General features: G+C 43.8%; 24 protein-coding genes and 7 tRNA genes. 4 read left to right on the top strand and 27 right to left on the bottom strand.

Going from position 1 to position 26,781, the window contains the following annotated elements; all coding sequences use genetic code 11:
* Positions 1-29: 29 nt before the first annotated feature.
* From DNHGIG_RS11605 to DNHGIG_RS11590, 4 genes are all read right to left on the bottom strand, one after another.
* A complete protein-coding gene (locus DNHGIG_RS11605) occupies positions 30-1,433 on the bottom strand; it encodes a methyl-accepting chemotaxis protein (RefSeq protein ID WP_282199727.1) in 1,404 nt (467 codons plus the stop codon).
* A 42-nt stretch (positions 1,434-1,475) separates the two neighbouring features.
* Positions 1,476-2,138, bottom strand: coding sequence for a hypothetical protein (locus DNHGIG_RS11600; RefSeq protein WP_282199726.1), 663 nt, complete (start codon positions 2,136-2,138; stop codon positions 1,476-1,478).
* Between the two features lie 536 nt (positions 2,139-2,674).
* Complete coding sequence (locus DNHGIG_RS11595; RefSeq protein ID WP_282199725.1) at positions 2,675-2,950, bottom strand: hypothetical protein; 276 nt, start codon at positions 2,948-2,950, stop codon at positions 2,675-2,677.
* A 103-nt stretch (positions 2,951-3,053) separates the two neighbouring features.
* Complete coding sequence (locus DNHGIG_RS11590) at positions 3,054-3,743, bottom strand: class I SAM-dependent methyltransferase (RefSeq protein WP_282199724.1); 690 nt, start codon at positions 3,741-3,743, stop codon at positions 3,054-3,056.
* Between the two features lie 211 nt (positions 3,744-3,954).
* Between DNHGIG_RS11590 and DNHGIG_RS11585 the strand changes: the two genes are divergently transcribed.
* Positions 3,955-4,878, top strand: coding sequence for an AEC family transporter (locus DNHGIG_RS11585; protein ID WP_282199723.1), 924 nt, complete (start codon positions 3,955-3,957; stop codon positions 4,876-4,878).
* Between the two features lie 25 nt (positions 4,879-4,903).
* Here DNHGIG_RS11585 and DNHGIG_RS11580 read toward each other — a convergent pair whose 3' ends face one another.
* On the bottom strand, positions 4,904-5,788 hold the full coding sequence (locus DNHGIG_RS11580; protein ID WP_282199722.1) for a LysR family transcriptional regulator: 885 nt from the start codon (positions 5,786-5,788) through the stop codon (positions 4,904-4,906).
* Between the two features lie 245 nt (positions 5,789-6,033).
* Here DNHGIG_RS11580 and DNHGIG_RS11575 point away from each other — a divergent pair, with 245 nt between their 5' ends.
* Positions 6,034-7,239, top strand: a complete 1,206-nt coding sequence (locus tag DNHGIG_RS11575; protein ID WP_282199721.1) for an MFS transporter — start codon at positions 6,034-6,036, stop codon at positions 7,237-7,239.
* A 133-nt stretch (positions 7,240-7,372) separates the two neighbouring features.
* Here the strand turns inward: DNHGIG_RS11575 and lgt are convergent, their stop codons facing one another.
* The 11 genes from lgt to DNHGIG_RS11520 all read right to left on the bottom strand — a co-directional run bounded on the left by lgt (position 7,373) and on the right by DNHGIG_RS11520 (position 12,198).
* A complete protein-coding gene (gene lgt, locus DNHGIG_RS11570) occupies positions 7,373-8,167 on the bottom strand; it encodes a prolipoprotein diacylglyceryl transferase (RefSeq protein WP_282199720.1) in 795 nt (264 codons plus the stop codon).
* A 299-nt stretch (positions 8,168-8,466) separates the two neighbouring features.
* Positions 8,467-8,943 carry a ribonuclease E activity regulator RraA gene (gene rraA, locus DNHGIG_RS11565; protein ID WP_282199719.1) on the bottom strand — a complete coding sequence of 159 codons (477 nt, stop codon included), beginning with the start codon at positions 8,941-8,943 and terminating at the stop codon, positions 8,467-8,469.
* Between the two features lie 338 nt (positions 8,944-9,281).
* Positions 9,282-9,358, bottom strand: a tRNA-Ile gene (locus DNHGIG_RS11560).
* A gap of 3 nt (positions 9,359-9,361) precedes the next feature.
* Positions 9,362-9,435, bottom strand: a tRNA-Gly gene (locus tag DNHGIG_RS11555).
* A gap of 48 nt (positions 9,436-9,483) precedes the next feature.
* Positions 9,484-9,558: transfer RNA gene (locus DNHGIG_RS11550), tRNA-Gln, on the bottom strand.
* Positions 9,559-9,561: 3 nt separating this feature from the next.
* Positions 9,562-9,637: transfer RNA gene (locus tag DNHGIG_RS11545), tRNA-His, on the bottom strand.
* Positions 9,638-9,691: 54 nt separating this feature from the next.
* Positions 9,692-9,767: transfer RNA gene (locus DNHGIG_RS11540), tRNA-Thr, on the bottom strand.
* A 4-nt stretch (positions 9,768-9,771) separates the two neighbouring features.
* Positions 9,772-9,847, bottom strand: a tRNA-Val gene (locus DNHGIG_RS11535).
* Positions 9,848-9,899: 52 nt separating this feature from the next.
* Positions 9,900-9,992, bottom strand: a tRNA-Ser gene (locus DNHGIG_RS11530).
* A 269-nt stretch (positions 9,993-10,261) separates the two neighbouring features.
* Positions 10,262-11,005, bottom strand: coding sequence for a gamma-glutamylcyclotransferase (locus tag DNHGIG_RS11525; protein WP_282199718.1), 744 nt, complete (start codon positions 11,003-11,005; stop codon positions 10,262-10,264).
* A 716-nt stretch (positions 11,006-11,721) separates the two neighbouring features.
* Complete coding sequence (locus DNHGIG_RS11520; protein ID WP_282199717.1) at positions 11,722-12,198, bottom strand: hypothetical protein; 477 nt, start codon at positions 12,196-12,198, stop codon at positions 11,722-11,724.
* A gap of 219 nt (positions 12,199-12,417) precedes the next feature.
* Here DNHGIG_RS11520 and DNHGIG_RS11515 point away from each other — a divergent pair, with 219 nt between their 5' ends.
* Complete coding sequence (locus DNHGIG_RS11515; protein WP_282199716.1) at positions 12,418-12,831, top strand: (deoxy)nucleoside triphosphate pyrophosphohydrolase; 414 nt, start codon at positions 12,418-12,420, stop codon at positions 12,829-12,831.
* 58 nt (positions 12,832-12,889) lie between these two features.
* On the opposite strand, the gene DNHGIG_RS11510 is transcribed toward DNHGIG_RS11515, so the two are convergent.
* Positions 12,890-13,393, bottom strand: a complete 504-nt coding sequence (locus DNHGIG_RS11510; protein WP_282199715.1) for a hypothetical protein — start codon at positions 13,391-13,393, stop codon at positions 12,890-12,892.
* Between the two features lie 342 nt (positions 13,394-13,735).
* Between DNHGIG_RS11510 and DNHGIG_RS11505 the strand changes: the two genes are divergently transcribed.
* Complete coding sequence (locus tag DNHGIG_RS11505) at positions 13,736-14,617, top strand: SDR family oxidoreductase (protein ID WP_282199714.1); 882 nt, start codon at positions 13,736-13,738, stop codon at positions 14,615-14,617.
* A gap of 547 nt (positions 14,618-15,164) precedes the next feature.
* Here the strand turns inward: DNHGIG_RS11505 and DNHGIG_RS11500 are convergent.
* From DNHGIG_RS11500 to DNHGIG_RS11455, 10 genes are all read right to left on the bottom strand, one after another.
* The gene (locus DNHGIG_RS11500) at positions 15,165-15,437 is read right to left on the bottom strand and encodes a DUF1294 domain-containing protein (protein WP_282199713.1); all 273 of its coding nucleotides are present in this window, start codon (positions 15,435-15,437) and stop codon (positions 15,165-15,167) included.
* Positions 15,438-15,705: 268 nt separating this feature from the next.
* Positions 15,706-17,247: an L-glutamate gamma-semialdehyde dehydrogenase gene (gene pruA / locus DNHGIG_RS11495; RefSeq protein WP_282199712.1), complete on the bottom strand. Its 1,542-nt coding sequence runs from the start codon at positions 17,245-17,247 to the stop codon at positions 15,706-15,708.
* A 493-nt stretch (positions 17,248-17,740) separates the two neighbouring features.
* A complete protein-coding gene (locus DNHGIG_RS11490) occupies positions 17,741-18,808 on the bottom strand; it encodes a permease (RefSeq protein ID WP_282199711.1) in 1,068 nt (355 codons plus the stop codon).
* 273 nt (positions 18,809-19,081) lie between these two features.
* On the bottom strand, positions 19,082-20,782 hold the full coding sequence (locus tag DNHGIG_RS11485) for a methyl-accepting chemotaxis protein (protein ID WP_282199710.1): 1,701 nt from the start codon (positions 20,780-20,782) through the stop codon (positions 19,082-19,084).
* A gap of 188 nt (positions 20,783-20,970) precedes the next feature.
* Positions 20,971-21,807, bottom strand: coding sequence for a sugar phosphate isomerase/epimerase family protein (locus DNHGIG_RS11480; protein ID WP_282199709.1), 837 nt, complete (start codon positions 21,805-21,807; stop codon positions 20,971-20,973).
* Positions 21,808-21,906: 99 nt separating this feature from the next.
* Positions 21,907-22,911, bottom strand: a complete 1,005-nt coding sequence (locus DNHGIG_RS11475) for a Gfo/Idh/MocA family protein (protein WP_282199708.1) — start codon at positions 22,909-22,911, stop codon at positions 21,907-21,909.
* Positions 22,912-22,922: 11 nt separating this feature from the next.
* Entirely contained in the window at positions 22,923-23,150 is a 228-nt protein-coding gene (locus tag DNHGIG_RS11470) for a hypothetical protein (protein WP_282199707.1), read from the bottom strand.
* A gap of 99 nt (positions 23,151-23,249) precedes the next feature.
* The gene (locus DNHGIG_RS11465) at positions 23,250-24,251 is read right to left on the bottom strand and encodes a LacI family DNA-binding transcriptional regulator (protein WP_282199706.1); all 1,002 of its coding nucleotides are present in this window, start codon (positions 24,249-24,251) and stop codon (positions 23,250-23,252) included.
* A 6-nt stretch (positions 24,252-24,257) separates the two neighbouring features.
* Positions 24,258-25,142 (bottom strand): class II fructose-1,6-bisphosphate aldolase, encoded by an 885-nt coding sequence (fba, locus tag DNHGIG_RS11460; protein WP_282199705.1) that lies wholly within the window; start codon positions 25,140-25,142, stop codon positions 24,258-24,260.
* A gap of 154 nt (positions 25,143-25,296) precedes the next feature.
* Positions 25,297-26,757, bottom strand: coding sequence for a CoA-acylating methylmalonate-semialdehyde dehydrogenase (locus tag DNHGIG_RS11455; protein WP_282199704.1), 1,461 nt, complete (start codon positions 26,755-26,757; stop codon positions 25,297-25,299).
* Positions 26,758-26,781 lie beyond the last annotated feature (24 nt).

The raw sequence follows: 26,781 nt of genomic DNA, 5'->3' as shown, positions 1-26,781 counted from the left end.
GATTACGACAAGGCATTTACGATTCCATACTATATCTTAAATTTACGAATCGACTGCAGCAGTTCCTCAGCCATTCTCGATAAGGATGCTGCAGAAATAGAGATTTCTTCCATGGATGCCAACTGTTCTTGTGTAATCGCAGATATGTTTTGCGTCCCTGATGCTGTAGTTTCTACAACTTCCGAAATAAAAGTAACTGATTGGATCATTTGTTCTGCACCGATCGAAATCTGTTGAGAGAATGAAGAAATTTCCTCTATTTGTTTTGCTACTTCATTGACGGAACGCTGAATCTGTTCAAATAGACGACCGGATGTATTTACAACTCCGATCCCCGCCTCTACTTCCTTCGTCGTAGCATTCATGGAGTGAATCACTTTCCTTGTTTCATTTTGAATGTTGCCGATAAGCGCAATGATCTTTTGAGAAGATTGGGCAGATTGTTCTGCAAGTTTTCTTACTTCATCTGCAACTACCGCAAATCCACGGCCGTGTTCTCCTGCCCTCGCCGCCTCAATTGCAGCATTTAGCGCGAGAAGATTGGTTTGCTCTGCAATATCTGTAATCACCTCTACAATTTGCCCGATTTCATGTGAACGAAGGTTCAGTTCCTGAATCACTTGGGCCAGACCATTAACCGTATGGTGAATTGAATTCATCTGTTGAATCACCGTTTGGATTGCTTCTGTTCCTTTGGCTGCGACTTCTGCAGTACGAATTGCCGAAGAAGAAGCGTCTTGTGCATTTGCCGCAATATGTTGTATACCTGTAGTCATCTCATTAAAAGTCTCAACGCTCTTTGCAACACTGTGAAATTGCTTTTCTGTACCGTTTGCCACTTCTTGAATCGTATCGGCAATATGTTCACTCGCTTTACTTGTATGTTCGACATTGGCAGTCAATTCTTCAACAGAAGAAGCCACTTGTTGTACGATCTTCATGTTCATCGAGATTAACTCACGGAACGACTCAATCATACGATTAAAAGAATCTCCGATCCTTCGTAACTCATCCTTTGTATGCAGTTTTGCACGTGCGGTCAAGTCGCCTTCCGCCAAACGACTCGTCATGTGTTCTAAAGAGGATACAGTATTCCTTACCGATAAATAAAAGCCAACAAAAAGATAAAGTACGACGACCAACGAGATTGTAGTTACAATGATCATAAAAGTTCGATGATCTGTAAATTTCTCGATGCGCGCTTGCAATAATCCATCTAAAGTAGAAGCTTCTTGGTCAAAAAGTTTATCATTTGCTTCCATTGCTTTTATTCTTAACGATAAAATTTGTTCCGACTGCACGGGTATTGTATTCTCCTGCACGATTATTGTATTTAACATTTTCATAAAGTCTTTTATAGCTGTTGTGGAACTTTGAAAAGTAGCATCCATTTTAGGTTTTAAGGTAGAATTTTCGGTGACCGTTTTTTTCATATCTTTATCCACATTCATGAGAAGTGATTGGATATCTGCGTATTAAGTAGTAAGACGGATCCTATCCCCATCGCTAACAGATTTCTTCGTCGCTATATCATTACTTAGAAATGACGCTTGTTCTATTTTTTCCGTAAGATGAGGAATTTGGATAACAATCGCATCCATTAAATAATAACTGTCAATATCAGGGTCTAATATTAGATTTGAAGTATCCCCTATATAATTATTGAAATCTAAAATATCTGCAATTAATGCGGTATGCATATCTAAACTTTCTTTAGCTTGTATGTGAAATACTTCCCCTTTTAGATCCGTCCATTTTGATTTCAGTTCATTCCATTTTTCAGAAGCTTTTAAAGAAGTGCCTAATTTTTGATTCACGTGATCTATTTCTTTTATATCTTCTTCGATCTTTGTTTCTCGCGTTATCATTTTTTCTTTCGCTGTCGAATCTCCATTGGCATACATATTTGCCAACGCTCGATGTTCTTGTATATCTTTCGTCAAGTTTTTAACGGGGGTAAGATAGGAAATCCCCTGTCGCTCTTTCGTCGCAAAATCGATCCCCTGATTCACTTCGGAATTTAAAAAATAGATTAAAATAGCGATCGGTATGACCATAATTGTACCAATTAATAAAAATTTCTGTATGTATTTCAAGCGATTCATTAAAGTGATAACAGGCAGAAACAAAAGTTTCATTTCTTTATACCCTCCCCCGATACAAATTCAAGCCGAATAATAAACGGATCCCAAATGGATCATGTAATCAGTGAATGGCAACCGTATTCTGTTGATCGTTCCCCTTCCAAAATGCATCATATTTCTTCAAGACTCCTCCCGTCACTAATTTGTGAATTATTTTTACATACAATGATAATAAACATTTCACATAAATTCAAATAAAATATTCATTCTGTTACAGAATGAAAGTATTAAAAAAATCCCCGGCATCCAACCGAGGAATTTTACCTGTTTTCCTTTCGAGTAAATCTATATTTTTTTAAATGTTCCCCTGTTTTCCCGGGTAAAACAAGATGTGTTATTATCTCAACGAAATTTGAATTGCCAGAATCAGAACAATGAGTGTACAAATGTGCAGCAGAGTATGGGCGGTGTTTGGAACGATCCCGTTGCGCTTGGGCAAAAAGGAATGGGTTTTGCCAAACATGGCTTCATATCTTCTGATACGTTGCGGATCCGTCACGAAGAGGTAAGGAATCCACGAGGCTTTGAGTTCACCAATAAACAGTACCATAAGCAAGGACTAAGTACATTTTTACAAACAAGGGGTATGGCTTCCCTGCATAAACAAGAGAAATGATCAAGCCAACCGCAAACGGAATGGTATTGATCAGTGTGATGATGAGATTTTGCTTGACCGTGTTTTGGCTAAGAACTCCCTTGACGTCATTCAAAGTCCCCATCGGAACCCAATCGTGAATCATAAGAAACAACACGATTATGATTTGTAAAATGATAAACGCTAACTCAGAACTGTTTGCCAAGTGCATTTCCCTGCCTCCTTTCTCTCTGAAGAGACCCAAATGATCACGTTCACGCAAATCAATTTTTGTTGTTTCGACAACCGATAGTCAGAATACAAACCTTATTTTCCTAACCAAGTTTCCTTTTTTGTGCCACTACGACCCGAGAAAAGGGGAACGTGTAAAAAAACCGCTCCGTTGTGATATGATCAGTCAACCCGGATAATATCTGAACATATTCCTGCGTTCGACTGATATCTGAGATAACAAGATGACCATTTGGACGCAGGACTCGCCACATTTCCTGGATCGCTCGGGCTCTGCCCCCAGCGCTTTTGATATTATGGATAACGAAATTCGAAACAACTACGTCAAAACATTCATCCGCAAACGGCAATTCCTGTACGTCACCGTCTACTACCTCAATGTGCGGAACCCCCTCATCTCTTGCGTTTTTCAGCAGTGCATCTCTTCCGTTTCCTGCAAGATCCCATTGAGACCATTTATCGATTGCAGTCACCTTACACCCCATATTCGCGGCAGCAATAGCGAGTAGCCCCCGTCCAGTTCCCACGTCCAATACCTTGTCGCCAGCATGTGCTTGGGCAAGGTTCAAGATCACGTGGCGGTGCATTATTTTAATCACAGTCGAATACAAGAACATCCAAAGACCAGTGACCAACATGTACAAACCAAATACCAAACCACCTATACTTTGGGGTAATCCTGTCATGCTGACGATGAACCCACCTGCTCCTAACACAATGAGAAATATCACCCAAAAGGGGGCATCAATTCCGTATCGAAAGGTAAATTTCATTCTTTTTCCTCCTCACTTGTGTATGATATACGACAAAAATGCGTGTAAACCTTGAATTTTCAGTACTTCGTCTACACGCTGAAAGGCGCTAACATTGTGCTCTTCATTCAAGGCTTTCTGTACGAGCGAGCGTTTCCCGCATTCCGATTGCGCGCTTCCTCAATATGTTTTATGATTTTTCTTAATAGGGTCGGAGGAGGCCGGAAAAACCATGGGGCATGCTTTTCTATCCACGATATATCATGTGTTTCTTCCCATTTTGTTCCCCGTGATCGGGGGCGCCTTACTGTACCGGTTTCGCGGGATTGACACGAAGCCCATTTCAACGCTTGCGTTGTATGTGTTGAGCCCTGCGTTGATTTTCGAGTCGATTTTCAAAGCGAAAATCTCATTTCACGATATTTCAGAGATCATGATTTTTTCCTTTGTGAATTTGCTGTCTCTTTGGTTGATTTCTACTATTTTATGTAAACTTTATTCTCTGTCCATGGAAGAACGGGCAGGCCTCACGATGGTTTCCACATTCACAAACTGCGTCAATTACGGTTTGCCGCTTGTCATGCTCGCTTTCGGCAAAAGCGGTCTGGATATCGCCGCCGTATATGTCATCATCCAGATGATTCTGGTCAACACGCTTGGCGTTTACTTTGCCGCCCGTTCACACTTCACAGTGAAAAAGGCAGTCAAGAGCGTTTTTGCGATGCCTTCCGTATATGCGACCCTCCTGGCCGTTCTCTTGCGCCTGTTGCATGTCCATCTCCCGGATACTGTGGATAAGGGATTCACGATGCTTTCCGATTCCTATTCTCCCGTCGTCTTGTCCGTTCTGGGCGTGCAAATGATGAGTGTGAAACGCGTAAAACTCCCGCAAACGTATCAGCGGGCATTCTGGGCGGGGTTGTTCGTGCGACTGCTCGCCGCCCCTCTGCTCGCGTACGTGATTTTAAACGTGATCGCAGTAAAAGGCCTGCTGTTCTCCGTCCTCTTGATCCTGGCTTCCATGCCCGCGGCTGTCAATGCGATCATCCTGGCAGAACAATTTAACGCTGCCCCGCAATGCGTATCCAAATGTATCCTTTGGACCACGCTCTCCTCCTTTCTGGTTTTACCTGTGATTTTAAAAATGTTGACCTGAGGCTAGCAAGCCTTACTTATTGATCTCATTCGAATTGACAAAAATGATCGAGGACAAATTGCTTAAACCGTTTCGCTGCAGGTGATAAGTATCTACCTTCTATCCAAGCGATACCTATAACCCTCTGACATATAGGTTGACTCACCCGTAATAGTGATATTTTTGTCATATCTAATCCTTTGATATGAGGAATAAGTGCAACTCCCAATTTCGCCCCGACCAATCCTGCAATGGTGCCCACTTCTTCGCCTTCAAATGTTACATTTGGGATAAATCCTGCCTCATTACATATTTGCTCCGTAATTTCTCTTAAACCGTACCCCTTTTTTACAAGAATAAATGGATCCTCGGCAACTTCGTTCAGTTTAATACTACTTCGTTTTGCAAGCCTGTGATCGTTAGGAACGATGACAAAAAGTTCTTCGGTAAATAATTTTACCCAACGGACTCCTTCTCTTGTTTGCGTCGGCGAACAGAGGCAAAAGTCAATTTCTGCAGCTTCAAGCTGATCTAAAATCATGCTCGCCCCATTTTGGAAGAGCTGGAAGTTTATATTCGGATAGTTTTTACGAAATAGACCCAGTAAATCTGGTATCAGGTTCGTTCCTAGCGTATGAATAAATCCGATGGAAACACTTCCGTGTGAAGGATGAATGAGATTTTGAATCTCTTGTTGTCCATCATTTATTTCCTGTATGGCACGGTTCACACGCTTAAGGAATATTTCCCCATAACGATTGAGAGAAACCATCCGTCCTTGTCGTTCAAATAAGGGTACCCCCAATTCCTCTTCTAACCTTGCGATCGAACGGCTTAGGGCAGGTTGGGAGATCGAAAGTATCTCTGCAGCCCGAGTAAAGTGTTGTATTTGTGCTACCGTTTGAAAGTATTGGAGTTGATTCCATTCCATTAACGAACACCTCTTTTATCGTGACGTCCATTCATTATCCACATGCATCAAATTGATGCAAATTATAAATTTGACGTTATAACGAGTCAAGGCGTACTATTAATTGTGTTCGAACTGAATTCTGTTTTCAAAATATGTTCGACTCAGCACTTGAACTCTATAACTATGAATGTTTGCAGATTTTGAAAGGAGTCACACGTTGTGGAAAATATAGTATGGAGTATGAACCTTGGAGTGATAGCACGATGAGTTATATCCAACAAGGGACTCCGGCATTTCGCAAGGCCAATGTTGCGTTATTTGCCGGTGGCCTCAACACGTTTGCTATCTTGTACAGCACACAGCCGATCATGCCAGAGCTCTCCAGGGAGTTTCATATCTCACCCACTGCCGCCAGCCTCTCACTGTCGGTAACAACGTTCGCCTTGGCTGTCAGCATGCTACTGGTTGGCTCCTTGTCAGAAGTATGGGGCCGAAAACCAATCATGACATTTTCCCTTTTCGCAGCATCCGTGCTGAGTGTACTGACCGTATTCATCCCTGATTTTCACTTTTTGCTTGGGGTTCGAATCCTGCAAGGCATCGTATTGGCGGGCTTACCCGCCATTGCAATGGCTTATCTGGGGGAAGAGATCGAGCCTACTCATTTGGGAGTGGCCATGGGGCTGTATATCAGCGGTAACTCAATCGGAGGGATGAGTGGTCGGTTGATCACCGGGATGTTGGCCGACCTCTTCAATTGGCGTGTCGCGCTCAGTGTCATTGGTGTGTTAAGTATCATAGCCAGCTTTTTATTTTGGTTCTCGCTTCCACCTTCGAAAAACTTTCACCCACGTTCTTTGGAAATAGGGAAACTGATAAAATCGATGATCAGCCATCTTAAAGATCCCGGTTTGCTTTGCTTGTATGGTATTGGCTTTTTTCTGATGGGCAGTTTTGTCGCATTATACAATTACATCGGCTATCTATTGATCGCCCCTCCCTATTCGCTCAGTCAAACGCTAGTCGGCTGGATTTTCATTGTCTATATCGTAGGGACGTTCAGCTCGACCTGGATGGGACGCATGGCTGACAAATACGGGCGGCCCAAAGTGCTTGGGGTCACGCTATTGATTATGTTCATCGGTGCGTGCATGACTCTGAACATCAACCTTCTGCTAAAAATCATTGGCATTGCTGTCTTCACCTTTGGCTTCTTTGGCGGTCATTCAATTGCCAGCAGTTGGGTCGGGCGCCGCTCTACCCATGACAAAGCACAAGCATCGTCACTCTACCTGTTCTTCTACTATGTCGGCTCGAGCATTGGTGGAACAGCCGGTGGCATGTTCTGGACATCTTATGGATGGGACGGTGTAGTCAGCATGATCGTGTGCTTCCTTATGATCACGCTCATCTTGTCGATTCGCGTGTCCTCGATTACTCACTTGCCACAACAAAACATTAAAATATGATAAATTCAACAGAAAGATGAAGCCGAATGGAAAACTCCCCACTTTCTGGACAATCTCTCTGAGAGGAGAGGAGACTTTGGTCAAGAAATGGGGAGTTTTTTATTTTGGAATGCCATTTACCAAAGTCAGGACTTCATGCGCTTGGGTTGCCTCTCTTTTTTCGATCGTGTACGAACAACATGACCCCAACGATGATTCCCAACACCACAATCGGCATCGAAGTCCACTGGGCCGCATCCCAACCGAATAGGAACCGGGGGGAATCACCTCGTAACCATTCCAGTCCAAAACGAATGAGGTTATAACCGATCAAATAAAACAAAAACAGAAATCCCTTTGGCCATTTACGCTGCTTGAATACCAACATCAGTGCAAACAATATGACATCGGCCTGTCCCTCCCAGACTTCGGCTGGCCATAACGGTTGATTGCCATATGTTTGATAGGCCAATGTGCTCGTCGGATACAACAAGCCAAATCCCTGATGTGTGGGACTTCCGAATGCGTCACCATTCAACAAATTGGCATCACGGCCAATACTCTGTCCAAGTAAGATACCCGGAGCCACGAGATCTGCCATATCCCAAAAGTCTAACTTGTGACGCCAGACATACCAGGTGCCGACAAGAAAGGCTCCTACTATACCTCCTTGTATTGACAGCCCCCCATGCCAGATCGCGATGATTTCACTCAAATTCTTAGAGTAATAGGACCAATCAAAGAAGAACACCTGCCAAAAACGAGCACCAATGATTCCGCCAATGAACAAACCGGGTGCAAGATTCCATATATGCGGGATATAATCTTGCTTTTGATCGGCTCTTACAAAATACAAAGTCACTCCCAATCCGAGAAGAAATGCTAAGACAAAGATCGTGCTATAAGCACGTACAGGGAAATTTCCAATCCAAAACCAATATTGATGCATACAAACACACCCTTATTTTGTATTCGACTCAGATAATAAACAGCTTGGTAGAGAGTATGCGGTTCAGAATCTAGAAAAATTGAGCCATTTATCTTCCTCTTGGGTGGAGTATGGTTGCCGCCCCATCTACTAAAGAGGAATGGAAAATGGCTCAATGTCAGATTAACCTATACGATGAATTTTTGCACGGTTTATTTCAGAGGGATAGCGTGAAATCATAAGGACTCTAAAGATACAGCCGATCAACCCCTACCGATGACCGGATGTTCTTCACAGCGGTTGATCCCCATGGATTTGTTTTACACTTCTAATTTTCTTGCGGAGACAACAACACCATCTTCATCCGCATAAACATACTGGCCAGGTGTCCAGTCTATGCCACCGAAACGAACAACAACATTGGTCTCTCCTTTTCTTTCCTTTTTACTCTTGAGAGGCATACTCCCTAAAGCAAAAATTCCACACTCAATTTTAGATAACTCACTGACATCACGGACACAACCGTTTATAATGATGCCTGCCAATTGACGTGAGGCAGCGATTGAGGCCAATCGGTCTCCCAGAAGGGCACATCGCTTCGATCCGCCACCATCCACTACAAGCACTGTACCGGCTGGTACACTTTCGATCGCTTCTAAAACCAAAACATTATCATCCTGCACTTTGACAGTTGAGATGGGACCAAAAAACGAGCTTTTTTTCCCATAAGAACGGAAAGACAATTCGCATATGTTCAATTCGTTGGGGTACCGATCACATAAATCCGCTGTTTTCAATCTGAATCGCCTCCATTTTTCGCGCTTATTTTAATTATCTTTTTCATCTGTTCTTTGTCAATGTCCTATGTTATAGAACAGACAAAAAACAATGAATTTATTTCATTTTTTCAAAATAATCGAATCAACAACAATCAGCGCGAATGTTGCGTCTCACTTTTCTGAAGGCGAAAGTCATGAATGCTCAAATCAACCGGGAAGAAATGGTGAGAGATATGATCGCGTGGTTTACACGCACATATTTAAACAGGTGATCGGATGGTATTGTAAAAGCGGAATGGGAAGGATCATTGAAAGTTTACAACAAAAACAAAAAAACACGCTTTCGCGTGCCTCTTTGGTGGGCCTAAGTGGACTTGAACCACTGACCTCACGATTATCAGTCGTGCGCTCTAGCCAGCTGAGCTATAGGCCCATATGGAGCGGGTGATGGGAATCGAACCCACGCTACCAGCTTGGAAGGCTGGAGTTCTACCATTGAACTACACCCGCAAATATTCGATTATCTTGTCGATCAACAAGTTGAGTGAATCAGATCCTTGGCTGGGGAGGTAGGGATCGAACCTACGCATGACGGAGTCAAAGTCCGTTGCCTTACCGCTTGGCGACTCCCCAACGTGGGGTGGATGATGGGAATCGAACCCACGAATGCCGGAGCCACAATCCGGTGCGTTAGCCACTTCGCCACATCCACCAAGTATATCACACAGGAACAACGTTCCACACGTAATCGAAATCGATATGAAAGTGGAGCCAGCGACAGGAATCGAACCTGCGACCTACTGATTACAAGTCAGTTGCTCTACCTGCTGAGCTACGCTGGCATGATGGTGGACGCTGACGGGATCGAACCGCCGACCCCCTGCTTGTAAGGCAGGTGCTCTCCCAGCTGAGCTAAGCGTCCGCATCAATCTCTATAAAACCCACTTGGATTACAGATGCTGACTTCAAGGAACTGGCGGATGGAGAGGGATTTGAACCCTCGCGAGAATTTACATCCTCCTAACGGTTTAGCAAACCGTCCTCTTCGACCACTTGAGTATCCATCCGTTTCATGTTCACTCATTATCACCACCGCATCGCGGCGACGTGAATAATAGTATCACGTAACTTGGCTCATCTCAATCCAGTCCATTGAACAATACGAAACAAAAATCTACATATAACTCATTCAATGGTATCGTTCTATTATGATTCTCTCTTTTTCTCGAATTAGCTATATGATTCGATTTGAATCGACATGACTCCTGTAAACTTTACATGAAGAAAGATCACCTTACTCAAAAGATCTGTGGCTAAATATGCCGGCGGAACTTGTTTACACTTCCTTCTTTACTACGACGAACGTGAGCACATCAGGGACGATCTGTCCATCCATTTCGAGATCGACAAATGTTGGCCGGTACATCCCTTGTTTCACTTCTTCCCGATCCCGCAAGTAATCAACAGCCTCCCGCGAGAGAAGGTACACGTTACCTTCCACACATCCTCCGATCTCCACGATATCATCCATTCCCCCGTCAAATGATTGCTGCGTAAAACTTAATGAATACCCATGCAGCAATCCTCTGCCATTGACACTCTGAAACAAATGTTCCACATCATCTTCTTTTAATCTCTCGCTATTTATAACGGAACCATACGTGAAAAAGAGATGTTCATGTTTCCCAAACAACCGATAGCATTTCCAATCCCCTGAAACAATATGTTCTTTCAACGAGTTATTGTCTTGTGCCCAAACGTAAACAAAAGCCTCCACTTTCCCCCGATCCGTGTAAACCGTTTGGCGAATGCGGTCATAAAGATTATGACAGCCTTCCCCATAATAATCCTCGAGTTGGTCGAGGGCTTTTAATTCGTTTGGGGTTACCCGATAAAGCTCGCCATAGACCCGTTCTGTCATACTTTCTATCATTGCGGGATATCCCTCTCCCGTATTAAACAACTGGCCGTATGTCCAACATTGTGCGGCTACCCTTTCCGCATTTTTCAAAAAGTGAAAGTTTGTCTCATGACGGCGTAATGTTCCGTAAACAAAAACCAATGATGAATCTTTTTTCATGTATGGATACTCACCCTTATTCTTGGTTTTCATAAAAATGTCTTTTTAAAGCCTTACAGATGTCTTTGCGTGATATCGAAGTAGCCACCCATGCCGCAAGCGGCCCATCAGAGGATGAAAAGTGTCTTTGGGTAGGCGTAATGCTTTGCGTGAGACAGCGACTTTGGAGGTCGTCTCGTTACCTCTTTGTCTGGAAAGGGGTATGTGCTTTGCGCGTAATAGCGACTTTGAAGGTCGTCTCGCAACATATGATTATGATTCCATGCGAGACGACCTTCACGGAGCATAAGCGCAATGCAATATACCCCGCTGAAACGACCTTCACGGAGCATGAGCGCAAAGCACATACCCACTGATACGACCTCCACGGAGCATGAACGCCAAGCATATGCGCGCAAGACCTTCATCGAACCCAAGCGCAAAGCGATACACCCACCCAAGCACTCATTTTCAAAGTAGTCCCCCATGCCGCAAGCGATGGCGCCATCAGAAGATGAAAAGTGACATTGGGTGGGCGTAATGCTTTGCGTGAGACAGCGACTTTGGAGGTCGTCTCGCGACATCTGAACATTGTTCCGTGCGAGACGACCTCCACGGAGCGCGAACGCGAAGCATACGCCCGCCAAACTACACATTTTCAAGGTAGCTTCTTTGAAATCCGAAAAGCCAAAATCATGGTTAAAATGCGCTCCACCATTTTGACTTTCCTAAGATGATCAAATCGCAAAAAAGAGCATGTCCGAATCTCGTATTTGCATGGACATCTGATAAGTTGGTACCACTTGGTGTTGCAGAATGAATTCCAGATGATTCGCACAATCTTCAATCGGACCTTGTATGACAAGCACATGATGGCGATACGCGGCTTCCATAAATGAATGACCTTGGGTGTTTTGACCGATAATCATGATAGGCACCACTTGTTTGTACACATGTTGTACAAGCCGCTTTTTTGCCTGCCAAAGATCTTCCACATCGTCTCCAGATAACGGCTCGATTGAGAATTTCTCGACTGTCTTTACAAGATAGATGACATCATCCGTTTCAATATACAAATCGGCTGTAAATCCATCCATCTCCGGCAACAGCTTATCCTTTTCCAATGTACAGTCCTGATTCGCCAATGCTTTATACAAACTTTCTTTGATAGCAGGTGAGCGAAAGTAATCTAACATTTGCGACATAAAGTTCATGATGATGGCTCCTTTTTAACCTGTTTGATTTTGGCACCCCATGTTTTCACTCACTTATCATCATCTCATGGTTTATTCAATCTATGAGTGAATTTTAATCAAAAGGATCTACAAAAATTATGTCAAATTACTTGCATACAGACTACAAGAATATGATCGTACCTAGGACTAAATTTTTCATGAGAATGACATATATAAAGAAGGGAGTTCATAACGAACATGACGAAAAGAATCGATGTGGTCGGTGCAGTGATCATTAACGAAAAAAACGAAATTTTGTGTGCGTTACGTTCGGAGCAAATGTCTCTACCGTCCTTCTGGGAATTTCCCGGTGGTAAAATCGAGTCAAACGAGGATCCGAAAGACGCGCTGAAACGAGAAATCAAAGAAGAACTGCACTGTGAGATCGATGTTGGCGATCATATCGCCGAGACGATTTATCATTACCCGGACGCAGTCGTTCATCTTGAGACCTATTTTGCCAAAATCGTTCATGGGGAACCTGTCGCCAGCGAACACGAAAAATTGATATGGCTGCCAGTAGAAAAACTCTCTTCGTTAAACTGGGCACCTGCAGACCTTCCGACAGTAGAACGGTTGGTCACGGAGGGTCTCGTTCATGGTAAGTGGTAAAAATGAATAGACGGAACCCCAATCATTCAGGGGATCCGCCTCTGGACAGCTCAGATTTTTATATTCGTAACACGTAGGATTCCGGAAATATCAACTCCGTAAGGTGTTCCAGGCGATAAAAGAAATCGATGAGGGTTGGAACGTCCTTGATCAAAATGTACGAACCCGCATATGTAGAATACACAACATACATGCAATCAATGTAAGGGTTCCTTGAAAAGTTCACGCGTGTGAAGATTCGTAACCGGAAATTTTCTTTGATATCTTGTTCTCCTTGAAAGGAAAAGTTGGCGGGAATAAATCCATTAAGTATAAGCTCTTCGTCTCCTCTCCTTGAAAAACAGACCCAATCGACTTCCTTCTCGTGTAATAATGATCCATCAGATTGGTAGACGAGCCATTTTCTTTTTTGGACAGGACCTTTTTCGATGCTGCTCTTTTCTTGTACATTCAGCGAGCTATTCCTCTTGTTTTCTAAATTAGAAATTTTATATTGTGATCCATGATTATGAAGATCATCTGAATCGGTTCTCTCCCCAATATCTTCTACATACGTTTTCATCTTTATGTCCTCCTGATTTATTGAAAGATTAAGATTTCTTGATTTATTATTTTCCGGGAAAAGTGCATGTACATTCTTTGCCAAGCTTGAAAGAAAAAAGGAACATAAATAACAATACTTGTACTACATATCGTAGGAAGAATCACATAACTTACTGTCCTCCTACAAAGGAATTGAATCCTTATTTAGAGGACAGTATAGCACGCTCCAGCCTTAGTGGCAAGAACCTCGCTCGTATATTTTTTCGACAATCCAACTGAGTCTGTTGCTTGTGATAAAAGTTCCACCACTTGGGTACCAGATAAACAAACGAAATTTCACTGAAAGAGGGGTCGATTCTTCATGCCAATCAACAACTCCATTCTGTTCAATCTGCCCACTACTTTTCCTCCGCAACATCAAAATCAGAGACCCGGCGTCGAATCAGAAATGAACCCTCGTCCATTTTCTGAGAACCCTAACTATACAGCTGCAAGCAAACTACAAAACAAAGTTGCAATCATCACCGGTGGTGACAGCGGGATCGGGCACGCGGTCGCCTACGCGTTCGCACAAGAGGGTGCAGACATTGTTATCGCCTACCTAAACGAGCACAGTGATGCCGAAGAAACGAAACGAAGGATCGAATCACTTGGCCGTCGTTGCTTGCTGTTTTCCGGTGATCTGGGTGACGAGAACATTTGCCAGCAGGTTATCAATCAGACTATTCAGACGTTTGGCAAACTGGATATTCTCGTCAACAACTGCGCGGAGCAACATCCGCAAAACAGTATTCTCAATATCACCGCCGCTCAACTGGAACGAACATTTCGCACGAATATCTTTTCGTTTTTTTATATGAGCAAAGCCGCCCTTCCTCACCTCAAACCCGGCAGCGTGATCATCAATACCGCTTCGATCACCGCGTACCACGGACACAAGACACTCCTCGATTACTCTTCTACCAAAGGTGCGATCGTCACATTCACCCGCTCCCTGTCCCTGCAACTGGTCGGACAAGGCATTCGGGTGAACGGTGTCGCGCCAGGCCCCATCTGGACCCCATTGATACCTTCGACGTTTACGGAACAAGAAGTCGCCACATTCGGAGCAGACACTCCGATGATGCGTGCGGGGCAACCTTTCGAACTTGCGCCTACCTATGTTTATTTGGCATCGGATGATTCTACATATGTTTCGGGACAGATTCTGCATGTGAATGGCGGGGAGATTGTGAATGGGTAACGTGGAAAATATAAATGAGTGAATGCAAAAAGCCAAAGTGGGTCACTTTCCGTGACTACCTTGAAAACTAGTGCTTGGGTGGGTGTATCGCTTTGCGCTTGGGTTCGATGAAGGTCAAGCGGTCATATGCTTTGCGTTCATGCTCCGTGGAGGTCGTTTCAGCGGATATATGCATTGCGGCTTATGCTCCGTGAAGGTCGTCTCGCATGGAATCATAATCAAATGTTGCGAGACGACCTTCAAAGTCGCTATTACGCGCAAAGCACATACCCCTTTCCAGACAAAGAGGAAACGAGACGCCCTCCAAAGTCGCTGTTTCACGCAAAGCATATGACCTATTAACGGTTTAAAGGAAGCGGAACGACCTTCAACTCACCTCTGCACCGCAAAGCGATACAACCCACCCAAAAGCCACTCCGTTTCTTGAGATAGCCTTTTACTTCTTCCTGCACAAGAAGCTTTTCATCCTCTGATAGCGCCGCTTGCGGGAGGGGCTACCTTGGCTATTCCTTGTTTTACATCTCATGGTTCTCTTCGGAAAACAAGATCACCGCCCACCTAAAACAAGCACATACAGAACGATATTGAACAATATTGCCATAGGCACCAATACCTGAAACGAACGGTGTCGGGTTTTATGATGAAACTGACACATGCCAACGAACAAGCCGATCGCACCTCCAAGAAATGCGGTGAGAAACAAACGTTTCTCCGGCAAACGTCGTCCATGGCGTTTGGCCTGAAGTTTATCGTAGCCCATACTGGCCCAGCCGAACAGGTTGGCCAGAATCACATATCCCCACAAAATCTTGCTTAACAACATTTTACCTCCCGGAGATGTGTATTCTTGTTGATCGTATTCCTTTCATATTCGGTGTACGTTACTGTTATCCTCTGCTTGCCAATCATCTGTTCATTTCTTGTCTGACTGCCTGTATAGACAGTATCTTCTCTTTTCCCATTTCACAATGAATATTACATATAATGAATTGGATCCACGAAAATTTTTTTGTTCTCGTGCAAAAAAGAGAGGGGCGAGTTTCCCCTCTCTTGGCATGAAAAACAGCCCCACGGACGTAGGATCAATTTTAATATTTTTCCGATACGACTTTCCCCTGGGTAAACAGTAACAAGTAGTCACGGCCCCCCGCTTTTGAGTCGGTACCAGACATATTGAATCCGCCAAATGGATGAACACCAACAAGCGCTCCGGTGCACTTACGGTTAAAGTAAAGGTTTCCGCAATGCATATGTCTGCGTGCGTATTCAAGGTGCTCTCGGTTGTTGCTGTACAGTGCTCCCGTCAACCCGTACTCGGTATTATTGAACACTTCGATCGCTTTTTCAAAGCTATCTGCCTTATAAAACGCTAATACCGGGCCAAAAATCTCCTCCAGCATAATGTGCGCGTCTTCTTTTACATCTGCGAAGATTGTCGGTTGGATATAATACCCGTTGCCTTCCGCTTTGCCGCCACCAGCAACCAATCGTCCTTCACTCTTTCCGATTTCGATGTATTTCAGAATTTTGTTGTATGCCTTCTCGTCGATAACCGGACCTATTGAATAATTTTCCTCCGGCAGGCCAATTTGTAACGTTTTCGTTTTCGCAATGACTTTTTCCAGTACCACATCATACAAGTCCTTGTGAATGATCGCACGGGAACCGGCCGAACACTTTTGTCCCTGGAATCCAAAAGCAGACTGTACAATCCCGATCGCAGCTTCTTCCGGATCAGCAGAAGCGTCCACAACGACTGCGTCCTTACCGCCCATTTCTGCTACAAGACGCTTGATCCAAGTCTGGCCTTGGGCAGTTTTCGCGATGCGTTCATTAATACGCAGACCGACGTCTCGTGATCCCGTAAAGGAAACGAATCGAGTATTGGGGTGTTCGACCATGAAATCGCCGATTTCTGATGCGGGACCAGGGATGAAATTGATGACGCCTGACGGGAGTCCGATTTCTTCCATCAACTCCATAAACTTCGCGGCAATGATCGGAGAAGGGGAAGCCGGCTTTAGCACTACCGTGTTACCGGATACAATAGCGGCCGTTGTCATTCCGACCATAATTGCAAGGGGAAAGTTCCAGGGAGGAATGATCACCCCCACCCCCAGTGGTATGTAGTACAAACGGTTATCTTCTCCTTCTAGCGGAACCAATGGTTGCGGACCGCCCAGACGGATCATCTCACGGCCATAGAATTCCATAAAGTCAATCGCTTCAGCCACATCCGCGTCTGCTTCGCTCCAGTTTTTTCCCACTTCATATACCATCCATGCAGCAAACTCAAACTTACGGCGGCGCATCGCAGCGGCTGCTTTGAACAGATACCCCGCTCGTTCTTGAGGGTCTACATACTGCCAAGTTTTGAACGTTTCGAGTGCAACATGAATCGCTTGATCAGCCAAGGTCTTATCAGCTTGAGACTGAAGCCCGACAATTTCATCCAAGTTCCCTGGGTTGATCGATTTTTCCTTTCTCTCGGTAAAAATCTTCTCCCCGCCAATAATCAACGGGTATTCCTGACCGAATTCAGACTTGACTTTTGCAAGAGCCGCCTGCATAGCTTGCTTGTTCGCAGGATCCTCAAAGTTTGTAAAAGGTTCGTTACGAAATTCGATCATTTCAAACTTCCTCCTGTCTGCTTGAACTCAGAATTCAAACCGATTTAACCGTTTGCCCCAACATCGAGCCTATCCTATCGACCTGCTACTCGTGCTGTACGATCTTTTCATGATTGTGAGAATGGATGTATCCACTTGTGCTATGAAGGTGAGTTTTTCGGGATTCAAGTCACAGGTACTAACAATCACAACATTCTTGAACCGAGATGTACACACTGTACTCAGGTGGCAGTACATTTAGATTACCCAAGTCAATTACCTCATACCCGAGTTACACAACCCTCTTCTGAAGATGGGCAGAACGCACTGCACCCCATCATTTCCCGAATCTCCGTATTTCCCTGATCGTAATCAGAGCACCTCCTAAAAAAAGTCTTTGATTCTTTCGACGCATTACCGATATGATGTCTGTTGATGCAAAAAAAGCTCCACGTGTCAGCTTTTTAGCTGCTCACGTGAAGCTTTCTGCTCTTATGTAGTCGTGCAAAATTTTTTATATCATAGCGACCAGCCCGGTGAGGATGCCTACGAGAATCACCACTCCAAGGACCATCCAAAGAACTTTGGCTGGAAACACTTTGCGCACCATCATCAATGAAGGAAGACTTACTGCAGGTAATGTCATCATCAATGCGGCTGCTGGGCCGACTCCCAAGCCGTATGACATCATCGTTTTCACGATCGGTATTTCCGCAGCGGTTGGGATCACAAAGAGCGTACCGGTGATGGAAAGTACGATGAGCGTTACGAGACTGTTGCCCCATTCAACGCTGACAGATGGGAATAGCCAAGCGCGGGCAGCCCCTAGAATGAGTACTGTGAGAACATAAACGGGTACAATTGACCAAAATAAGGACAAGAGCGCTTTTCCCCATCGTATCCATAGTGACCCTTGTGCTTTCGCCAACTCTTTGGGTACTTCAAAAATATCGCCTTCCGCCTTTAGTTCATTCTCTTTGACTAAACGATTTGCCAAATAAGCCACTCCAAAGACTAATAGAATCCCAAATACAATTCGCAAAAAGGCAAATCGCCAATTGAGAACAAACCCCATGAAAATAATCGTTGCCGGGTTAAGAACGGGATTTCCCAACCAGAATGCCAATGCGGCACCTACTGAAGCAAACCGTTTACGCAGACCCACAGCCACAGGTGCAGCACAGCATGAACACATCATCCCTGGCAGTGCGGCTATGCTGGCAACAGCGGTACTTTTAAAGGATCGGCTACCGAGCACACGAACCAACCAGTCACGCGGAATCAACACTTGCACCAAAGATCCCAAAACGATTCCAAGGACGGCAGCCTTCCAGACAGCGAGAAAATATGTTTTGGCATAATCCAGGGCTGCTTGCCAAGACGGTGCCGGAGCGGCGGCAGCTTTACCACTCACGATCGATGCGCCGATATCATGCTTTGTTGCCGCTAGAAATGCTTTCTGATAATACGGTTCCCATTTTACGTAATAAAGTCCGAGAATGGCTACGGCAAGAAACAGTAAAACCATCCACACAGTTGCTTTCGATGATTTTTTTGTGGAAATATGTACGTTTGTTTGCATCACTCAAACCTCCTTTGTGATGGCTTAGGAATCATAGTATAACATATTGTCATATAGGGAATAAATCATTTTTTGGCTTTTTGTTTCATGATATTCACTCAATTTGTAATATTTCAACCATGAGATCCTGCATGGAGATCATCGTCCCATCAAACGAACCTCGGGGTGTACTCGTTGATACAATGGCAGAACGCGTCCGTCCTGCGAATCTTGGGTTCTTATAAAGAGAGCGCTCTTACCCATGACAGAAGTGACGATAAGAGCGCTTTTTTATCAAACTTTGAATTGTCCAACCAGTGTTTGTAACTCTTCCGCCATCTTGGCCAAAGCGGTGGCCGATGCTGTGATTTCTTCCATGGTTGCCAGTTGCTCTTCGGCAGATGCGGATACGGTTTGTGTTCCCGCCGCGGAAGAAGCGGCAATCTCCGTGACGTCATCGATGGTTCTAACCACCTGCTCTGAGCTCGCGGCCATCTGTTGAACAGATGAGGAAACTTCTTGAAATTGGTCTGCTACTTCATGAATCAAACGTTGAATTTGCTCAAAGGAATTTCCCGCCTCATGCACAACTTCAATACCTGTATTCACTTCGATGGTGCCTGCTTCCATCTTTTGTACAACTTTATGGATCTCATCCTGAATGGTAGCGATATATTCAGCGATTTTTTGCGCGGATTGCCTGGATTCTTCAGCCAATTTGCGCACTTCATCGGCGACGACGGCAAAACCTCGTCCCTGTTCACCCGCACGGGCGGCCTCAATGGCCGCATTTAAAGCGAGCAAATTTGTTTGATTGGAGATATTGGAAATAATTTCAACGATCGTATCAATATGTTTGGCATGTTCACCCAATTGCTTGATGGACTGGGCTGCTTCGTTGACAGTTGTATGGATAAAATTCATCTGTTGAACCGCTTTCTGAATGGATTGATTTCCTTCTTTTGCTGCATCAGAGGTTTGTACAGCCGTTGTTGAGACACTTTGCGAACTCGCTGCAATTTGTTGTACACTGGCGGCCATTTCGTTAATGGTATGGGAAGTTTCCTTTACACTTTGAGATTGTTTCTGAGATCCTATGGATATTTCCTGTGCAATCGTGGCAATTTGTTCGGTTGCCTGAACGGTTTGTTCGGCACTTGCTGTCAATTCTTCCGCGGATGCAGCCACCTGTTCGGCACTTGACATCACTTGGTGAATCAAAGTTCGAAGATTTTTCGCCATTTGATTAAAGGATCGGGCCAAATCTCCGATTTCATCACGGTTTTTCACTTGAAGTTCATCTGCAGTCAGATCGCCGATTGCGATTTTTTCGACCGCTCCATACATTTGAACGAGAGGTTTGGAGATCATTCGTGTGATCATAAGAGCAATGCCAATCCCCATGAGAATGGCCAAAACAACTAAAAGAGTCACCAAGGTACTACCGGATTGGGCTTCCTGTAATGAAGCGAGGGCAGCAGTAGTCGATCCTTTTTTATTTAGGTCAATATTATCGGTGAGATCACGGAGCGCTCGATTAAAATTGTCACGGTTTTCCCTTACCAATACATTCACTTTTACCAAATTATGTTCCTTTGCAGCCTCTATAATCGCGGGTGTAAATTCCAAATACTTTTTTTCAGACGCGGCGAAAATGTTGTACATAGTTCTTTCTTCTTCACTACGAATGAAGGATTCATAGGTTTGCTGTTTTTTCTTTAAATCATCGACTTCAGCGTTGAGTTTTTGTACCAGTTGATCCATTTCATTGCGATCCGTCTCCAAGGCAATGAGTAAGGATAGTCGTTGAATATCAATAAAATCCTGCTGAATTTGACTGAGAGTCTGTACGCTGGGTATCCAATCGTCGTTTATTTCTTTTGCATGACTTGCCATTTTGTTTATTTTCCAGATGGAGATTCCGCCCACTGAAACCAGGAGAAGAAGTACGCAAATAAATCCAGTTATCAACTTTTTACCGATTGTTATCCTCATGAAATACACCCCACTGCCCATTGCTATTGCTCGTTGATCTCTTATGTACTTTTAACGTGCTCTCGGACGCCGAGGAGCATCAGCACACGATATTGATTCAGCATCGCTTTTTCGGACTCATTGATCGTTTGTTGAACGATGCGGTCAGCCGGTATAAATTGAGGAAATGAAAAGTGGAGTCTTGGCGATTACTCCACTTCAAAATATTTACTAACCATCTTTTCAGTAGTTTCTTTAGCGACTTTTATGGCTCTTTCAATATCCCATTCCCAATATTCCGGCCTAAATAATTCAACAGAAACCATTTCATGATACCCAATTTCTTTTAAAGTACGTACTATCAGATCTAAGTTAATTGCCCCTTCTCCGGGCCATAATCGATGATAATCCCTCAATGCACCAACGGGTAAATCTTCACAGTCATCAATATGAAAAACAAAAATTTTATTTGGATCAGCTTTCTGTAAGTCTTCTATTCTGGAATTCATGGCGTGAAAGTGAAAACAATCCAAAACGATCCCTACATGATCTCTGTTCACTTCATTTACAATCTCATACGCTTGGCCAAAAGTATTTACTGAACAGTTTGGGTATCCGATAAATTCCAAGGCAAGTCTTACGCCATAGGGTTGGGCTACATCTGCTAACTCATTCAGTACTCTTACAGTTTCTTCTTTAATCTGCGATTTCGTATAATCTCCAATATCCAAGGTTGGGACAGCAATGATTGTTTTGCAATTGATGATTTCACCAACATGACATAAAAATTTTAAGTCTTCTTTGATTTGCTGATACCCTTCTTCGTCTCTAAAGCTAATAAACTCAAGCGCATTAAAAGCATAGGGCTTAATTCTACTGTTTTCGAAAAACGATTTCAGATCCTCTACGGTATTGTTTAATAAATATTCCTTCAGTTTATCGAATCGAATTTCAATCAATTCGTATCCAAGTTTTTCACAAAGCTCTAAATCCGTTTTCAGAGAAGAGTTTTTCATCGTTGTTGCTTGATTGAATGCTATTTTCAAAAGGATTTCCCCCATTTCCAAAACGTAATGAACACGTCCTTTTGAAAATGAACGCTAACCATCTTCCCGATTAGCGTTCATTTTCTTTATGAGATGAAATTACTTTACATGTGCATACTCGCGAAAATCGATTCGTTTTCCGGTTCTCCCGCTCTCATAAATCGCTTCCAATAATCGAATGGAAAGATATCCGTCTTCAGCTGTCACAGGAGGCTTCGTTCCATTAACGATAGCATCGATGAATAAACGGTCCTCCTCCATATACCCCCATTTTTCTTCTACAGAAACTTGAAAAAAGTCATTTATTTGTGCGGCTTGTTTCAATCCGGGCGCATACATGACTTTCTCTAATTCATAAGTTCCAACAGTGGAGTACTTTCCATAAACTTCGAGGCTTTCAAAAGGAAAACTCCATCCAGCGTGAGCATAAGTAACAAAGTTAGCGATCGTTCCTGATTCAAATGTAAGTAAAATGGCAAAAGTATCGAATTCTGACTCAGAAATATTTTGTCTAGCTTCACATTGAACCGATTTCACTTCACCAAATAAATAACGGCTCATATCCATGAGATGAAAAGGCGTTTCATAGAGAAAGCCACCTGTGATCTTCGGGTCGGCAGTCCAAGGAGGATTTAGTAACTCCCCGCGATTCATCTTAATATTGGCCAAGTATGGGGTTAGTTCACCTGAAACGATCAATTCTTTAACTCTCTTATAAACGGAGGCGTAACGTCTGTTCATTCCCAAATTATATATAGCCTTCGATCTCGCTGCCGCTTCTTTAATTTGTTCCGCTTCAGCTAAAGAGGTTGCCATGGGTTTTTCGGAAAAAACATGAATATTATTTTCGAGACACTTCAATACCGGCTCCACATGCAATGTATTCGGGGTAGTTACATAGACTGCATCAACCCCAAGGTCAAATAAATCTTCTAAACTTCTTACAGGTTTAGCATTTCCCGCATCATTTGCTAAAGAAATGGCTCTTTCATCGGAAATGTCTGCTACCCCAATAATTTCTACCCTATCATCTTTTTTCAAAATGGAAGTGTGTACTTTGGCAATCCCGCCTGCTCCTAAAATACCAACTTTAACTTGAGACATATTTCCATCTCCTAACTTGTATTTCTTGTATTTGCTATGAAGTCTGTTTTAATCTTTCTACTTGAATAAAAGCGCTTGCCTCGATAAACATTACAGAATGTTATATCTTTTTTGCCAAAAAGAATGCAAAAATCAATAAAATTCAAGGTTCGACTATCATACACACCTTGCTCTGTAATGGCTTTTCGAGAGTCGTTTCTAATCATTTTGTGCAAGCGCTTGCGCTGTCTTGTTTTCATTGTATACCCTTCATGCATCATTTGCAACATTTTTTAATCAATAATTTATTTTCTTACATCTATGAATTTAAAACCAAACTCGTTCGAATTCCATTGATCTTATTTTTCTTTGGTAGAATGACGAATCATTAATTCAGGCGGTAAAATCACCCGTTGTTTCAATTTTTTTTTGCCCTCTATCTCTTGTACCAGCAAATCCATTACTTGGCGTCCCATCTCATGAATCGGTTGTGCAATGGTGGTCAACGGAGGATCGACTATGGTAGCTAATATGGTATCGTCGAATCCGATCACCGATAAATCATCCGGAATGTTCAGTCCCAATTCTTTGGCCGCTTGATAGACTCCAATGGCAAGAGAATCATAATAAGCAAAAATAGCAGAAGGTCGCTGTGATGATTGAAGAATTTCTAGAGCTGCGCGTCGACTGCTCTCAATCGAATAGTCTGTGTACAGGACTAATTTTTCATCGTATTCGATTCCATTTTCCTCAAGAACTTGCCGATAAGCTTGAAAACGGTACTTTTCACTTGCATGATTCAAACGTCCCAGCATGATGGCAATCTTTTTATGCCCTAGAGAAACCAAATGGGAGGTGGCCATATAGCCGCCTAAAAAATCATCCACAGATACAACATCAATCATTAATTCAGGAATATCGTTTCCAATCAATGCGACAGGGAATTTTTCCTGCAGTAAATTCTTCAATACTGTAAAATTTTTAGTTGTAGTTCCAAAGATGATTCCGTCTACTTTTTTCTGTTGTAATAAAGAAAGATACATTTCTTCCGTATCCGGGTTATTATCCGAATTGCACATCAACAGATTAAATCCCAATTCCCTTCCACGATCCTCTACACTTCTGGCTATTTCTGCATAAAAGGGATTGGCTACGTCCGGGATAATGAGTCCTATTGTACGAGTACGCTTCCCCGTTAAAGCGGAGGCTACGACACTGGGTTGATATTGCAATACTTCCATCACTTCCAGGACTTTTTTCTTTGTCTTCTCACTAATCCGGCCGGTATTATTGATCACTCTGGAAACGGTGGAAATGGATACTCCCGCCTTTTTTGCAACATCGTAAATCGTTGTTTTCATTTTTCATCATCTTTCGTATGAGTAGTTATGGTTTTTTCCAGAACAACCAAATTCACGCATCTTTCTTTTCACCGTATCTTTGATCGCTTCCCTTGCAAGGCCCAAATATTTACGGGGATCGTAATCTGTTGAATTTTCTATGAAAAATTGACGTACCGTTGCTGTAAAAGCAAGCTGATTTTCCGTATTCACGTTGATTTTGGCAGTACCTAGAGAAATCGCTCGCTGAATATGATGGGTAGGAATACCCGTCCCACCATGCAATACAAGAGGGACGCCTGTTAATCTGCCGATTTCCTCCATTTGCGAAAAGCCCAGACGAGGTTCCCCTTTATAAGGGCCATGAACCGAACCGAGTGCCGGTGCGAGACAATCGACTCCGGTTTCATGAACGAATCGGACACATTCTTCCGGGATGGCATACATCGCTTCAGCTTCGTCCACCATCAGGTCATCTTCTTGTCCGCCAATTCGCCCTACCTCGGCTTCAACAGAAATCCCTAAACCTTTTGCCACCTCAACCACTTTTTTCGTTATGGCGATATTCTCCTCCAATGGATGATGAGATGCATCAATCATAACCGAAGTAAATCCTGCTTCTATGGCTTGGATACACATTTCGAATGATGAACCGTGATCTAAGTGCAGTGCGACAGGAACGTTTATCTTAAACTCATCAACGAGCGCCCTCACCATGGATGCTGCAACCTTCAATCCCCCTAGGTAAGGAATATACCCCGGGCTTACAGCAAGAATCACGGGGGATTGTTCTTCCTGTGCCGCCTGCAGGATCGCTTGGGCAAACTCCAGATTATTTACGTTAAAATGTCCCACTGCATATTTATTTTCCAAAGCCTGATGTAACATCTCTTTCATTGAAACGAAAGGCATTACCGTCACCTTCTGTCCATGTGATAGAAACGACCACTTGTTTTATGGAGACACCGGCTTCTCGGGCCACATCGTAAAGGGAAGATTTCATTCCCACTACCCTTTCGAAGGAATACCGGGGGAATTCCCCCGGTATGAAAATGAAAAATTTCTATTACCAACGAGCCGTAACCATTTTCTTGCGAGTGTAAAACTCGACGCCATCGGGGCCATTGGCATGAAGATCCCCGTAGAAGGAATTTTTCCAACCGGAGAACGGGAAGAACGCCATCGGTGCGGGAACACCTAAGTTCACTCCCAACATCCCGGCGTCAATCGTTTCACGGAATTGACGGACATGACTTCCATCCTTAGTAAAAATACAAGCACCGTTAGCAAATTCGGATTGATTGGCGAGCTCAATCGCTTCATCTAAGGTATTCACACGTACAACGGATAGAACCGGAGCAAAAATTTCATCTTGCCATATTTTCATTTCAGTGGAAACATGGTCGAAGATCGTTGGCCCAACGAAATAGCCTTTTCCGCAAGTAGCTGCATCTTTACGGCCGTCTCGAACCAAGATCGCTCCTTCCTTTTCCCCGATTTCAATATATTTCACCGTTCGTTCTTTGTTGCTGTCACGGATCACAGGCCCGAGGAAAACTCCTTCCTCCAACCCATTCCCGATTTGAATGTTGTCGGCGGCCTTTACCAGTTTATCAACCAGCTGATCTCCGATGTTCCCTACAGCCACAACAACGGAACATGCCATACACCTTTCCCCTGCAGATCCAAATGCCGCGTTGATGATTTGCTGAACCGCTGCATCCAAATCCGCATCCGGCATGACAATGGTATGGTTTTTCGCTCCTGCCAAAGCTTGCACCCGCTTGCCATGAGCAGCACCTGTCTTGTAGACATATTCCGCCACCGGTTGAGATCCGACAAAAGAGATGGCTTTCACATCCTTGTGTTCCAACAATCCATTCACCACGTCATGAGCACCATGAACAATATTCAAAACACCATCCGGCAATCCCGCTTCCTTGAATAGTTCAGCCAAGCGGTTGGCCAACAAAGGCGTCCGCTCGGACGGTTTGAGGACAAACGTATTTCCGCACGCGATGGCTAAAGGAAACATCCAGCAAGGAACCATCATCGGGAAATTAAATGGCGTGATCCCACCGATCACTCCGATCGGATAGCGATACATACCCGATTCCACATGGGTCGCAATATCCGGCAATTGTTTTCCCATCATTAAGGTAGGAGCGCCAGCTGCAAACTCCACACATTCTATTCCGCGCTGGACTTCCCCATACGCTTCTTCATAGTTTTTTCCGTTTTCCAGAGTGACTAAGCGAGCAAGCTCTTCCCAATGCTCAACAAGTAACTGTTGATACTTGAATAGAATGCGGGCTCTGCGCGGCACAGGTGTTCTGCTCCATAATTTAAATGCTTCTTTGGCCGCTTGAACCGCTCGATCTACTTCTTCCTTCGTGGAGATCGGTACATAGGCCAAAATCTCTTCCGTTGCTGGGTTATACACAGGCTCTGCTTGACTAGAAATGGATTCCACCCATTCTCCGCCTATAAAGTTTTTCAAAGTTGCTGCAGTTGCAGTTGTAGACATGACAATCATCTCCTTTTTCCTTTT

It is taken from the genome of Collibacillus ludicampi (assembly GCF_023705585.1).
GTDB lineage: Bacteria > Bacillota > Bacilli > Tumebacillales > BOQE01 > Collibacillus > Collibacillus ludicampi.
This window is presented reverse-complemented; position numbering and strand designations above follow the sequence as displayed.